The organism is Streptomyces sp. RP5T, assembly GCF_003933965.1.
In the GTDB taxonomy this organism is placed as follows: Bacteria; Actinomycetota; Actinomycetes; order Streptomycetales; family Streptomycetaceae; genus Streptomyces.
Window position 1 is genome coordinate 1 of record NZ_RSAJ01000237.1, and the last position, 12426, is coordinate 12426.

Sequence of the window (12426 nt, forward strand, 5' to 3'; positions counted from 1 at the left end):
CGCCTCCTCCCTGTCCCCCGCACGATGCCACTAAGCCCCGCCACCCGGTGGGGCCCACGGTCTGTGCTCTCGGGAGGACCTGCCATGACCGCCAGTCTGGAGCAGCTGCGCCGCTGCCACTTCGCCGTCGACCTGGGCGCGGCGCGGACGCGGGTGTACGTGAAGGGGTCCGGGCTCGTCGTCGACCAGCCGTCGGCCGCCGCCGTGAACACCCGCACCGGCGCGCTGATCGCGGTCGGCGAGTTCGCCGAGAAGATGACGGGCCGCACCCCCGACTACATCCGTGTCGTGCGGCCCGTCTCCGGTGGCACCGTCGTCGACATCGAGATGGCCCAGCGCATGCTGCGCCACCTGCTCGGCGACAAGATCCGCCGGAACCTGCGCCGCAAGCCCCGGCTGCGGGCCGCCGCCTGCACCCCGCACGACGCCGACCCGCTGGCCCAGCGCGCCGCGATCGAGACCCTTGTCGGGCTCGGGGCGCGGCGCGTGGAGCTCGTGGACACCCTCATCGCCGCCGCCGTGGGCTGCGGACTTCCCGTCGAGCGCCCCGAGGCCACCATGATCATGGTGTGCGGAGCCGCCGCCACCCAGGTCGCCGTGCTCTCCCTCGGGTCGATCGTGACCGCCGAGCGCATCCCGGTCGGCGGCGAGGCCGTCGACCACGCGATCGTCCAGCACCTGCGTCACGAGCACGAGCTGATGCTGCCCAGCCAGTCCGTGCGGCCGCTGCAGCTGGCCCTGTCCGGCAACGGCCTGACCTCGCAGGGGCCCGCCTCCACCGAGATCCACGGCCGGGACGTCGCCACCGGTCTCGCCCGCTCGGTGCAGGTCGACACCGCGGCCGTACGGGACGCGATCGAGACGCCGCTGACGGCCGTGCTGGACGGCATCGGCCGGGTGCTGCGCAACTGCCCGCCCGACCTCGTGGCCGACCTCGCCGACCGCGGGATCATGATGGTCGGCGGCTCCGCGCTGCTGCCGGGGCTGGACCAGATGCTGCGGCAGGCCACCGGGATGCCGGTGCACATCGCCGAGCGGCCGGACGTCTGTGCCGTACAGGGACTGGGGTACATGCTGGAGGGCCGCATCGAGCCGCTGTCGCTGGACCCGCTGGCCCCGTGAAAGCCCGTCGGGCCCCATGAGGCCCCGTCAGACCTCGCGGCCCGGCGTGAGCCGGTGCGCCCCCTGCGTGCTCCCCGCCGAGGGCGCGACGGTGGAGGTTCCGACGGCTGTGGGAGGCTCTCACGTGACGAGCGGACTAGCGACGACCCGGCAGGCCGTAACCTCTTCCGCCGTGACCGCACCGGCTCTCACCTCCGTCACCCGCATCGGTGTGACGGGGCACCGCCGCATCCCGGCCCCGGTCCTGCCGGGCGTGCGGGCGGAGATGCGCAGACACCTCGGCGGCGGCGCGCCTGCCCGGATGCGCTTCGGCTGCGAGGTCACGCTGCACGAGATGTCGACCGGACCGGTCGAACCGGCGGAGACGACCGCCCACACCGTGCTGCAGATGGCGGCGGAGCGGGGGATGATCCCGGCGGCGAGACGCTCTGGGTAGCGGACCAGGGAGACCGGCGTACTTCGGCGGGATGTCGCCGGGGCGCGTCGGAGGCGAGGGTCTGCGTGCGGTTCGGTGTCAGACCGTCGCCCGGCCCAGGCGGGTGTGCACCCAGTCGGTGATCTCCTTGGTCGGTGTCCCCGGGGTGAAGACGGCCGCCACGCCGAGCGCGAGCAGTTCGGGGATGTCGCCCGCGGGGATGATCCCGCCGCCGAACACCGGGATGTCCGCCGCGTCCTCCTCCCGGAGCAGCCGCAGCACCTCGGCGAAGAGCGTCATGTGCGCCCCGGACAGGACGGACAGCCCGATGCCGTCGGCGTCTTCCTGAAGGGCGGTGTCGACGATCTGACGGGGCGTCTGATGCAGTCCCGTGTAGACGACTTCGACTCCCGTGTCGCGCAGGGCGCGGGCGATGACCTTGGCACCCCGGTCATGGCCGTCCAGCCCGGGTTTGGCCACGACGAGACGTAGCTGGCTCACTTCCGTTCCTCTCTCGAAGCGCGCTCGGGGGCGCGTCAGAGCGCGTCGGTGGGGACGTAGGTGCCCCACACCTCGCGCAGGGCGTTGCAGACCTCTCCGACCGTGGCCCGGGCGCTGAGCGCGTCCTTCATCGGGTAGAGGATGTTGTCCTCCCCCTCGGCCGCCTTCTTCAGCTGCTCCAGCGCGGTGTCGACCTGGGTCTGCTCCCGCCAGGCCCGCAACTTGCAGAGTCGTTCGGCCTGTTGGGCCTCGATGGCGGGGTCGACGCGGAGGGGCTCGTACGGCTCCTCCGCATCGAGCTGGAAACGGTTGACACCCACCACCACCCGCTCACCGGAGTCGGTCTCCTGAGCGATGCGATAGGCGTTGCGCTCGATCTCGTTCTTCTGGAAACCGTGCTCGATGGCCGCCACCGCACCGCCGAGATCCTCCACCTTCCGCATCAGATCCAGCGCCGCCGCCTCCACGTCGTCGGTCATCCGCTCGATCACGTACGAGCCCGCGAACGGGTCCACCGTCGCCGTCACATCACTCTCGTAGGCCAGCACCTGCTGCGTGCGCAGGGCAAGCCGCGCCGACTTGTCGGTGGGCAGCGCGATCGCCTCGTCGAAGGAATTGGTGTGCAACGACTGCGTACCGCCGAGCACCGCCGCCAGACCCTGGACCGCGACCCGGACCAGGTTCACCTCCGGCTGCTGGGCCGTCAGCTGCACGCCGGCCGTCTGCGTGTGGAAACGCAGCATCAGCGACTTGGGGTTCTTCGCGCCGAACTCCTCCCGCATCACCCGCGCCCACACACGCCGGGCCGCACGGAACTTCGCGACCTCCTCCAAAATCGTCGTCCGCGCCACGAAGAAGAACGACAGCCGCGGCGCGAAGTCGTCCACGTCCATACCGGCCGCGACCGCCGTCCGCACGTACTCGATACCGTCCGCGAGGGTGAAGGCGATCTCCTGCGCGGGCGAGGCACCCGCCTCCGCCATGTGATAGCCCGAGATCGAGATCGTGTTCCACCTGGGGACCTCGGCCCGGCAGTACTTGAAGATGTCCGCCGTCAGCCGCAGCGAGGGCTTGGGCGGGAAGATGTACGTACCCCGCGCGATGTACTCCTTCAGCACATCGTTCTGGATCGTCCCCGTCAGCCGCTCGGCACCCACCCCCTGCTCCTCCGCCACCAGTTGATACAGCAGGAGCAGCACCGCGGCCGGCGCGTTGATCGTCATCGACGTGGACACCTGGTCCAGCGGAATCCCCCCGAACAGCACCCGCATGTCATCGATCGAGTCGACCGCCACCCCCACCTTGCCGACCTCACCGTGCGCGACCGGCGCGTCCGAGTCGTGACCCATCTGGGTGGGCAGATCGAACGCCACCGACAGACCCGTCGTGCCGTTCGCGATCAACTGCTTGTAACGGGCATTGGACTCCGACGCCGTACCGAAACCCGCGTACTGGCGCATGGTCCAGGGGCGGCCCGTGTACATCGACGGGTACACGCCCCGCGTGAACGGGTACCCGCCCGGCTCGCCGAGCTTCTCCTCCGGGTCCCAGCCCTGGAGGGCCTCGGGGCCGTAGACGGGTTCGATGGGCAGTCCGGACTCCGACTCACGCGTCATGCCCACCACCGTATTGCGGTCCCGGGCGAAGCGCCGCCGGGTCGTTCGCAAGCGGCCGTCCGGGGGGAGACATCTGGGGATGCCGGTGAGACGACAGGGGGTCCGGATGCGTAGTACGGGCATGGGGAGATCGTTCGCCGCGCTGCTGGTCCTGGCGATGGCCTGCGCCTGTACGGTGCAGACCGCCGACAGGGACGGCAAGCGGCGTCTCCCGGTGCGGATCGAGGTCCCGGACCACAGCACCCCGCCCGCGGACGACGACCCGAAGCCGAGCGTGGCCCCGTCCACCCGGGCGGCCGCGCCCACCGTGCTGTGGTCGCGGGGCGACACCGGGCGGGACGTACGGGAGGTGCAGGCCCGGCTGCGTCAGGTGGCGTGGCTCTACGACGGGCCGACGGGGTCGTACGACGATCTCACCGAGCGCGCGGTGAAGGGGTTCCAGGGCAAGCGCGGGCTGCCGAGGACCGGGAAGACCGACACGGTCACCTGGAAGCGGCTGAAGGCCATGACGCACGAGCCGGGCAAGTGGGAGCTGTATCTGATGGGCGGCCAGCCGGCCGACGCACCCGACGCGCGCTGTCTGACCGGGCGGGTGCTGTGCATCAGCAAGAACAGCCGGACCCTGCGCTGGATGATCGACGGCCGGACGGTCATGACGGTGTCGGTCCGCTTCGGCTCGGTGGGCACCCCGACTCGTGAGGGTGTGTTCAGCGTCTACTGGAAGTCACGGCACCATGTGTCGACGCTCTACGACTCCCCGATGCCGTACGCCATGTTCTTCAGCGGCGGCCAGGCGGTGCACTACTCGGCCGACTTCGCCGCCCACGGGTACGCGGGCGGCTCGCACGGCTGCGTCAACGTCCGCGACGAGGCGGCGATCGCGGACCTGTTCGCCCAGGTGAGGACCGGCGACAAGGTCGTCGTCCACTGGTGAGTTCCGCGAGGCTCCGCGAGGAAGAGTCAGGGGCGCGGACGGGACCGGGGGAACGTGTCCCGCCCGCGCCAGGTGCACGAGCCGTAGGTACGGGGGGAACCCCGGCTCTGTGCGAGGGCCGATGACCAGTCGGCTCACTCAGTACTGCGCCCCGGCCCCCGAAAACGTCACACCCACCGCGACGAGCATCGCGGCGGGTGAGAAAATCGCAGGTCAGCTGGGTGATCCGAGACAACGGCCAAGGTCCCTGCTGAAGCTCGCCGGCCATGGGCGGAACGCGGAACGTTGGTCACGCGTGGGTCGTGTGGGCCGCGGAATCCGCGCATCATCGCGGCCAGGACGCGGGACCGCGGAGACGGCCGGGGCCGCCACCCCCCACAGGAGAGGCCCCGGCCGTCGCGCGGCACGGGCCGCGCGGCGGCCCGTACTTCCTTCAGCGTCAAGAGTGCGGTTTCTGTCACACCCCGCCCGGCCGCTCCCACGGATCACGAGATCCTCGCGTTTTGTACAGACATGGACGGGCAGCGGTTTCAGGTCGTAACGTGCCTTTCGCGCCGGGCGCGGAAGTTGAATGATCAAGGCGACTCGCGGAAGATCACCACAACACCTCGACGGCTCGAAGCGGCGACCATCGATCGCGACCACGTATTGAGGATTCACGGGTGCTGGGGGACGACGCGGAGTTGACTGCCGCGGTGCTTGCGGCACAGGACGGGAACGAGACCGCGTTCCGGACTGTGTACCGCGCGGTGCACCCGCGGCTGCTCGGATACGTCCGGACGCTGGTCGGTGATCCGGATGCCGAGGACGTGGCCTCCGAGGCCTGGCTCCAGATAGCCCGTGACCTGGACCGTTTCGAGGGGGACGCGGACCGGTTCCGCGGCTGGGCCGCCCGGATAGCCCGCAACCGCGCCCTCGACCACATCCGTATGCGCGGCCGCCGCCCCGCCATCGGCGGTGACGAGACCGAGCTGACCGGCAAGCCCGCCGAGTCGGACACCGCGGGCGAGGCCATCGAGGCGCTGGCCACCGACACCACGCTCTCCCTCATCGCCCGGCTGCCCCAGGACCAGGCCGAGGCCGTGGTGCTGCGGGTGGTCGTCGGCCTCGACGCCAAGACCGCCGCCCAGACCCTCGGCAAGCGGCCCGGCGCGGTACGGACGGCCGCGCACCGGGGCCTGAAACGGCTCGCCGAGCTCCTCGGCGACGATCCGGAATCGGCCGGCGGGCTCGACGCCCTGCCGCCACAGCGAGAACCGCAGGACAGTGCTGTGACGTCCGCGACTGTGACGCATATGCGTCCGCGGACGCAGAAGGACATGTGATGGCCGACGAGAGCTACAGGTGGCTGGACCTCGAGACAGCGGAGCGGCTGCTGCGCGGCGAGTCACTGGAAGCTGTCGACGAGGCCGCCCGCGACCAGGCCGAGCGACTGGCGAAGACGCTGGACTCGCTGACCGTCGAACCCGCTCCGACCAGCGGCGGACTCCCCGGTGAGGAGGCCGCGCTGGCCGCGTTCCGCAAGGTGCGCGCGGAGCGTGCGGACGACGGGGCGAGCCCGTCCGCCGGGAACCGGCACCGGTCCGGAGCCGGTCCCGCCGACGCCGGTCTGGTGCGCATCGGTGCCCCGGAGACGGCGGCCGGGCGTCCCCGCAGGCGGCGTCCCGCACACCTCGCGCTGGCCGCCGTGCTCACGGTCGGGATGGTGGGCGGGGTGGCCGTCGCGGCCGGATTCGGAGTGCTGCCGCACGTCGGGGACGGCGAACCGGAACCCGCGGCCTCGGTGTCGGCGGCCGTCACTCCGGACCGTCCGCGCGTCTCGCCGTCGACCCCGGCCCCGCAGACCGCGCCCTCGCCCGGCGGATCCCCCTCCGGCGGGTCCGGCTCCCGGGACACGGCACGCGGCGGCACCGGCGCGACACCCGGAAAGGGCTCCGAAGGACTGGGCGTACGGCCCCGCGACGGCTGGAACGGCGCCGCCTCGGCCTGCCGGGACGTGCGCGCGGGCAAGAAGCTCGACCCGGCCCGCAAGCATGCCCTGGAAGGCGCGGCGGGCGGCTCCGCGCAGGTGTGGAAGTACTGCAAGGGCGTCCTGGGCGGCGCCGACCCGCAGAGCGGCGACACCAGGTCCGCCCCCGACGACCACAAGGGCGACGGCAAGGGCGAGGACTCCGGCGACCACGAGGACCACGACAAGGGCGGCGGGCACGGCCGGGGCGGGAACGGCGGCCGCGGCGGGAGCGGTGGCCACGGCAAGCAGTTCACGTCTCCCGGCAGGAACCACCACGCCCCCGACGGAGACGTCAGCTCGGCCGCCCCGCTCGCCTCGTCCCGGGAAACGATGTCACCGGACCCAGCCCCGAGCCCGTCGTACAGCGCACTGTGACCACGGCCGTGCCGGGTCACGGCTTCCTGGACTTGTTCTCCTCCGCGTTCGACCGGCCGCTCGTCCTGTCCTGCTGACTGCCCGACCGTGTGCCGCCCGCGTCGTCGGCGTTGCCGCCGCCGTTCGCGTTCCCCCCGCCGTTCGCGTTGCCGGCGCCGTTCGCGTTGCCGGCGCCGTTCCCGCCCGCCGCGCCCTTCGCGTCGGCCGCGTCCGTCAGCGCGGTGCAGTAAGCGCTCACGTTCGCCGCGCCGCCGGCCGCCGTCACGAGCCGCTGGAACGCCGTGGCGTCCAGCGCCCCGCCCCGGCCCTGGAGCTTCTCGTACGCACGGCAGTGCGCCAGGGTGTCCTCGGCGGTGGACGGGCGCGCGGCGGGGGCGGACGCGGACGGCCGCGCGCCCGTGGGCGACTCGGCCGACGTGCCCGCCGAGACGCTCGGGCGGACCTCCCTGCCGCCCGGCGCGCCCTGGTCCGGGCCGCCGCCCACCGAGCCGATCGCCGCGTAGGCGACCCCGCCGAGGGTGAGGCTTCCCAGCAGCACGCACAGCGTCGCCTTCAGGGAACGCGTCCGGCGCGGCGCGCGGGGCCGCCAGTCGTCCCGCCGCCGGGTCCGCGCCCGGTGCGCCCCGGCGTCCCGCGCCGCCCGGAAGGCGGCCACCGCCTGCCGCTCCGCCTCGGCCCCGGACTTCCCCCCGCGGATGGCCGCGGCGAGTGTCGCTTCCAGCGCGCTGTCGTCGTACGCGGACTCATGGCCGTACGACCGCTTCCGGCCGCGCACGGTCTCCTCCGGGCGCGCACGCCGGCGGCCGGGGGCGTCGCCGCTCCGCTCGTCACCCATGCCGTGTCCGTCCCTGTCCGACGTGGTCCTCACCTGTCATGTCGACTCCCCCAGCGTCCGGGGGCCGTCATCCGTCACACTCGCGACGCCCAGTTGCTGCGCCAGCCGTTTCAGTCCCCGGTACGCGGCGGTGCGCACCGCGCCGGGCCGCTTGCCGAGAACGCGGGCGGCGGCGGGGCCGTCCAGCCCGACCACCACCCGCAGCAGCACCGCCTCCGCCTGGTCCCGCGGCAGCCCCCGGACCAGGTCCAGGGCGTACTCGGTGGAGAGGGACTCCAGCGCCTGGTCGGGGGTGCTGTACGGGCCGGGCAGGTCCAGCATGTCCTGCTCCAGCGCCGCCGACCGGGGCCGCACCTTCTGCCGGCGCAGATGGTCCAGCGCCCGGTGCCGGGCGATGGTCGCGGTCCAGCCGCGGAAGCCCGGTCCGTCCCCCCGGAACCGGCCCAGGTCCCGGGCGATCTCCAGCCAGGCGTCCGACGCCACGTCCTCCGCGTCCTCCCCGACCAGCCCGCGCAGATACCCGAGCAGTCCGGGCTGCACCAACCGGTAGGCGACCGCGAAGGCGGCCTCGTCGCCCTCCTGGGCCCGCGCGACGGCCGCGCCCAGTTCCCCGTCGTACGCCTGCACGCGGCGGGGTTTTTCCCCTCCCTGACCCAAGAACTTTCCCGTCCGTACCGGTTCGTGGCGATACCGCACCGTCCGGCACGGTCGCCCTTGCCCATGTCCCCCACGGTCAACAGCGCCGGGCCTCACAGAAGTGTCACAGCGGGCGGGACATCCCGGGCACCTGGCTTCGAACACCTGTGACACCTGGCAGTGTTCGTACGCTGTGTAAGTGCCACCTGTGGGACAGGTGGTTTTTCTGTGACCGAATTCAAGGTCTGTGACCAAATCAGGGGTGGGGTAGTGAGTCGTCGTCAAAGCCGTGCGTACAGACCGCTCAGCATGAAGCGGCGGGCGTGGCTGACGCTCGGTGCGGTGGTTCTGGGGGGCGGCGGCATCGCGACCTACGCCGTCGCCAGTCCGTCGGCCGACACCGCGGGGGACCTGGAGCGACCGGTGAAGGTCTACAACCTCGCGTTGAAGGCTCCCGAGACCGGTGAGCGCGAACTGCCGCGCACCGAGACCAAGCAGTTCTCGCTGCTCGGTATCTCCTGGACGGGGGCGACCAAGCGGCTCGACGGCAAGGCGCAGGTACGCACCCGGGGCGTCGACACCGGCGCGTGGACGTCCTGGCAGGACCTGGAGACGGACGCGGACCCGGTGGAGGACGCCGACGAGCGGGCCGGTGCACGCGGCGCGTCCGAACCGCTGTGGGTGGGCCCTTCGGACGGTGTCGAGGTACAGGTCGTCCACGAGGACGGCACCACCAGCGCCGGACTGCCCTCGGGTCTCAGGGTCAACCTGGTCGACCCGGGCGTGACCGCCGCCGAAGCGGCTGACGCCCCGACAGAGCCGGCGGCCTGGGCGGAGGACGTGACCCCGAGCCCCACGGCCACCACGTCCAGCCCCACGCCCAGCGCCCCGGCGTCCACGGTTCCCGAGCCGCCGATCGTCTCGCGCGCCGACTGGGGCGCCGACGAGTCGCTGAGCCCGGACCCGTCGGAGTACAACGCGGACGTGAAGGCCGTCTTCGTCCATCACACGGCCGGGTCGAACGACTACACCTGCGCCGAATCGGCGTCGATCGTGCGGGCCGTCTACGCGTACCACACCGCACCGGCCCCCAACGGCAACGGCTGGAACGACCTCGGCTACAACTTCCTGGTCGACAAGTGCGGCACGATCTTCGAGGGCCGCAAGGGCGGCGTCGACCAGCCGGTCCTGGGCGCCCACACCTACGGGTGGAACCGTGAGTCCACCGGCATCGCGGTCATCGGCGAGTACACCGCGGCGGGCGCCTCGAACGCCGCCCTCACCTCGGTCGCGAGGATCGCGGCCTGGAAGCTCGGCCAGTACGGCGTCGCCCCCGACTCGACGGTCCAGCTGAAGGCGGGCGCGACCCAGAAGAACCTCGCCGGCACCAGCTTCACCGCCGGTGAGTCCTACACCTTCAACCGGATCTCCGGCCACCGCGACGGCTACGCCACCGAGTGCCCGGGCACCTCGCTCTACGGTCAGCTCCCGACCATCCGCGCCTGGGCGGCAGGCCCGGTGCAGGGCCTGAAGCTCACCTCGCTGACCGGCGCGACCCTGTCCGGTTCGACGTACTGGACCAAGGGCGCGATCACGGCCAAGTGGTCGGCCACCACGCCGGCTTCGCTGATCTCGAAGTTCGAGCTGCTGGTCGACGGCAATGTCGTCGCCACGGCCGCCGGTACGGCCACCTCGGCGAGCACGACCCTGACGGCGGGCAGCCACAAGGTCGCCGTACGGGCCGTGCACCAGTCCGGCAGGACCGACTCGGCCTCGACGACCACCGCGCTGACCGTCGTCACCGACACCACCGCGCCGACCTTCTCCACCACCCCGAAGATCACCCTGCGCACCGGCACGGTCAACACCACGGCCGTCCCGGTCGCCCTCGGCTGGAAGGCCGTCGACTCCCAGGCGCTGAAGTCGGTGAGCCTGCTGTCCCCGACGACGGCCACCTTCGGGCCGACCACCACCAGCTCCAGCCGTACCGCCAAGTCCGGTACCGCGAGCACCTGGTCGATGAAGGCGTACGACGTCGCGGGCAACACCCGCACCTCGTCGCCCTCGTACACGCCGATGATCCTCCAGGAGACCTCGGCCACGAAGTCCGGCAGCTGGACGAGCCGTTCGTCCACGAGCTACCTGGGCGGGAAGTCGTACTCCAGCGGTTCCAAGGGCGCGAGCCTGACCTGGACGTTCACCGGCCGGTCGGCCGCGTGGGTGGTCTCGCGGGCGTCCACCTCCGGGCAGGCGTACGTGTACGTGGACGGCACCAAGGTGGCGACGGTGGACCTGAAGTCCTCGACCACCGCCTACCGCCAGGCGATCTGGACCAAGTCCTGGTCCAGCAGCGCCAAGCACACGGTGAAGATCGTGGTGGTCGGCACCAGCGGCCGCCCGACCATCACGACGGACGGCCTGGTCTACGTCAAGTAGTCCGCGAAGGACCCGGATCCACCGCATCGGGCGTCCGCTTCCCCGCACTTCGGGGAGCGGGCGCCCGTTCCGCGTTCACCGGGACTCGCGCGGTCAGTGCCGCACGCCGCCCGTCGCGTCGCGGCACAGCAGTCGCAGCGAGCCGTCCCCGGCGAAGCAGCGGCGGGCCTCGTCCACCGGGTCCCACAGCCGTCCGTCGGGCGTACGGATCCAGTGCTCGCCCCCGCTCGTCCACCACTCGGCGCCGGTCTGGCGGACGACGACCTCACCGGCGTAGGCGCCGAGTCCGCGCAGAGTGGTCTCCAGGGCCGCGTAGGGCGCTCCCTCCCGCCGTATCTCCTCGATCAGCCGGTCGACCCGCCACAGGCTCTGCGCCGAGTAGTCGAGCCGGACGCGGGCCCCCTCGCGCAGGGCCGACACGGCGTCGGCGGCCCACCGCACGGGTCTGGCCGCGGCGGCCGGGCGGCCGTGGCGGGTGGTCGCATCGGCCGTCGCAGGGGCAGTTGCATGAGCCGTCACATCAGTCGTCACAAGGGGGAGAGCGTTTCGGCGGAGTGTTTCGTCACCCGGGTCGGGGGACCTCGGCGGGACCGGTGCAGGACCGACGCACCTTCATCGCAACCCTCCCCGGACGGTCACAGGACCCTCTCGGCAGCGCGGTTGACGCCGGAGTGACGATTCCCTCCTCCCGTGCGCTCCTGTCTTCGATGAGCGACTACTTCCATCTCCGCGCGGTGCCGCCCTCGGCCCTGCGCAACAGCGCGAACTGGATGCAACGGCTGTTCGAGGACGACTGGGACGCCGTACGCGAACGCATCGGACGGCACCGGGAGGAGGTGCTGGACAAGTCCTACCTGGACCACGAACTCCTGTACGCGGGCGCCGAGGTGGTCCTGGGCGGCCTCCCGGTCTACCCGGGCGACCACGACAAACCGCCCTTCCTGCTGCTGACGGCGGCCCGGGCGCACCGCGTCTCGTCGTACCTGGGGTCGGCCGACTTCGAGGCCCTGTGGCGGGTCGCCCGCGGGGAACTGCTGCCGAGACACGGCGGGGCGGCCGCGGAACGGGAGGCGCGGGGTGTGTTCGCGGCGGCGCACCGGGACCTGACGGCGTTCTACGGGCAGACGGCGCAGTACGGGGACGCGGTGGTCAAGTGGCTCATCCAGTGAGCCTCACCCCCGCTGCCGGCTCCTGCGGGACACCACCGCGCGCAGGACCCGGCGGCCCTCCGTCGAGACCTCCAGAGCCGGGCGCAGACCTGCCGTCCCGTGGCCGGCGAGGAGTTCGAGGACGGTGATCTGGCGGCGCAGTTCGGCGGCGACGAGGGGCGACATGCCCTCCGTACGGCCCTCGCGGCGGGCGTCGACCGAGTCGCCGGCGTCCTTCAGGGGGTCGAGCAGCCGGTGGATCTGAAGCGCGGCGACCGAGCAGGCGTCGGCCCACACCCGCACCCCGGCGGCGGACCGTTCGGCCGGCGCGGCGGCGAGCATGCGGCGGGCCAGCAGCACGGCCTCGTCCTCAGGATCCGAGCCGCTCCCCCCGAAC

12 protein-coding genes and 1 pseudogene are annotated in these 12426 nt (G+C 72.3%); 7 read left to right on the forward strand and 6 right to left on the reverse strand.

Going from position 1 to position 12426, the window contains the following annotated elements; all coding sequences use genetic code 11:
• The first annotated feature begins 84 nt into the window (after positions 1-84).
• Positions 85-1122, forward strand: a complete 1038-nt coding sequence (locus EHS43_RS23610) for a rod shape-determining protein (protein WP_125192772.1) — start codon at positions 85-87, stop codon at positions 1120-1122.
• A gap of 172 nt (positions 1123-1294) precedes the next feature.
• Complete coding sequence (locus tag EHS43_RS23615; RefSeq protein WP_125192773.1) at positions 1295-1558, forward strand: hypothetical protein; 264 nt, start codon at positions 1295-1297, stop codon at positions 1556-1558.
• A 78-nt stretch (positions 1559-1636) separates the two neighbouring features.
• Here EHS43_RS23615 and EHS43_RS23620 read toward each other — a convergent pair whose 3' ends face one another.
• Together EHS43_RS23620 and EHS43_RS23625 are read right to left on the reverse strand one after the other, a co-directional pair.
• Positions 1637-2038: a cobalamin B12-binding domain-containing protein gene (locus EHS43_RS23620; RefSeq protein ID WP_125192774.1), complete on the reverse strand. Its 402-nt coding sequence runs from the start codon at positions 2036-2038 to the stop codon at positions 1637-1639.
• 35 nt (positions 2039-2073) lie between these two features.
• Complete coding sequence (locus tag EHS43_RS23625) at positions 2074-3654, reverse strand: methylmalonyl-CoA mutase (protein WP_125192775.1); 1581 nt, start codon at positions 3652-3654, stop codon at positions 2074-2076.
• A gap of 121 nt (positions 3655-3775) precedes the next feature.
• On the opposite strand from EHS43_RS23625, the gene EHS43_RS23630 reads away from it, so the two are divergent.
• From EHS43_RS23630 to EHS43_RS23640, 3 genes are all read left to right on the forward strand, one after another.
• Positions 3776-4588, forward strand: coding sequence for a L,D-transpeptidase family protein (locus EHS43_RS23630; protein ID WP_185806370.1), 813 nt, complete (start codon positions 3776-3778; stop codon positions 4586-4588).
• 662 nt (positions 4589-5250) lie between these two features.
• The gene (locus EHS43_RS23635; RefSeq protein ID WP_125192777.1) at positions 5251-5913 is read left to right on the forward strand and encodes an RNA polymerase sigma factor; all 663 of its coding nucleotides are present in this window, start codon (positions 5251-5253) and stop codon (positions 5911-5913) included.
• Positions 5913-6974: a hypothetical protein gene (locus tag EHS43_RS23640; protein WP_260470673.1), complete on the forward strand. Its 1062-nt coding sequence runs from the start codon at positions 5913-5915 to the stop codon at positions 6972-6974. The genes EHS43_RS23635 and EHS43_RS23640 overlap by 1 nt, the downstream gene beginning before the upstream one ends.
• A gap of 16 nt (positions 6975-6990) precedes the next feature.
• Here the strand turns inward: EHS43_RS23640 and EHS43_RS23645 are convergent, their stop codons facing one another.
• Entirely contained in the window at positions 6991-7809 is an 819-nt protein-coding gene (locus EHS43_RS23645) for a hypothetical protein (RefSeq protein ID WP_260470674.1), read from the reverse strand.
• Between the two features lie 36 nt (positions 7810-7845).
• Positions 7846-8466 (reverse strand): RNA polymerase sigma factor, encoded by a 621-nt coding sequence (locus EHS43_RS23650; protein WP_125192779.1) that lies wholly within the window; start codon positions 8464-8466, stop codon positions 7846-7848.
• Positions 8467-8754: 288 nt separating this feature from the next.
• Here EHS43_RS23650 and EHS43_RS23655 point away from each other — a divergent pair, with 288 nt between their 5' ends.
• A complete protein-coding gene (locus EHS43_RS23655; RefSeq protein WP_185806371.1) occupies positions 8755-10881 on the forward strand; it encodes an N-acetylmuramoyl-L-alanine amidase in 2127 nt (708 codons plus the stop codon).
• A gap of 93 nt (positions 10882-10974) precedes the next feature.
• Here EHS43_RS23655 and EHS43_RS23660 read toward each other — a convergent pair whose 3' ends face one another.
• The gene (locus EHS43_RS23660; RefSeq protein WP_125192782.1) at positions 10975-11400 is read right to left on the reverse strand and encodes a hypothetical protein; all 426 of its coding nucleotides are present in this window, start codon (positions 11398-11400) and stop codon (positions 10975-10977) included.
• 188 nt (positions 11401-11588) lie between these two features.
• Between EHS43_RS23660 and EHS43_RS23665 the strand changes: the two genes are divergently transcribed.
• The gene (locus EHS43_RS23665; protein ID WP_125192781.1) at positions 11589-12050 is read left to right on the forward strand and encodes a DUF1877 domain-containing protein; all 462 of its coding nucleotides are present in this window, start codon (positions 11589-11591) and stop codon (positions 12048-12050) included.
• Positions 12051-12053: 3 nt separating this feature from the next.
• On the opposite strand, the pseudogene EHS43_RS23670 reads toward EHS43_RS23665, so the two are convergent.
• Positions 12054-12426 (reverse strand): annotated as a pseudogene (locus tag EHS43_RS23670) (hypothetical protein); the annotation flags it as partial.

Bases quoted from the DNA above. Each gene is read 5' to 3' on its own strand.
- EHS43_RS23610 (WP_125192772.1), top strand. From the start codon at position 85: ATGACCGCCAGTCTGGAGCAGCTGCGCCGCTGCCACTTCGCCGTCGAC.
- EHS43_RS23625 (WP_125192775.1), bottom strand. From the start codon at position 3,654: ATGACGCGTGAGTCGGAGTCCGGACTGCCCATCGAACCCGTCTACGGC.
- EHS43_RS23630 (WP_185806370.1), top strand. From the start codon at position 3,776: ATGGGGAGATCGTTCGCCGCGCTGCTGGTCCTGGCGATGGCCTGCGCC.
- EHS43_RS23640 (WP_260470673.1), top strand. From the start codon at position 5,913: ATGGCCGACGAGAGCTACAGGTGGCTGGACCTCGAGACAGCGGAGCGG.
- EHS43_RS23645 (WP_260470674.1), bottom strand. From the start codon at position 7,809: ATGGGTGACGAGCGGAGCGGCGACGCCCCCGGCCGCCGGCGTGCGCGC.
- EHS43_RS23655 (WP_185806371.1), top strand. From the start codon at position 8,755: ATGAAGCGGCGGGCGTGGCTGACGCTCGGTGCGGTGGTTCTGGGGGGC.
- EHS43_RS23665 (WP_125192781.1), top strand. From the start codon at position 11,589: ATGAGCGACTACTTCCATCTCCGCGCGGTGCCGCCCTCGGCCCTGCGC.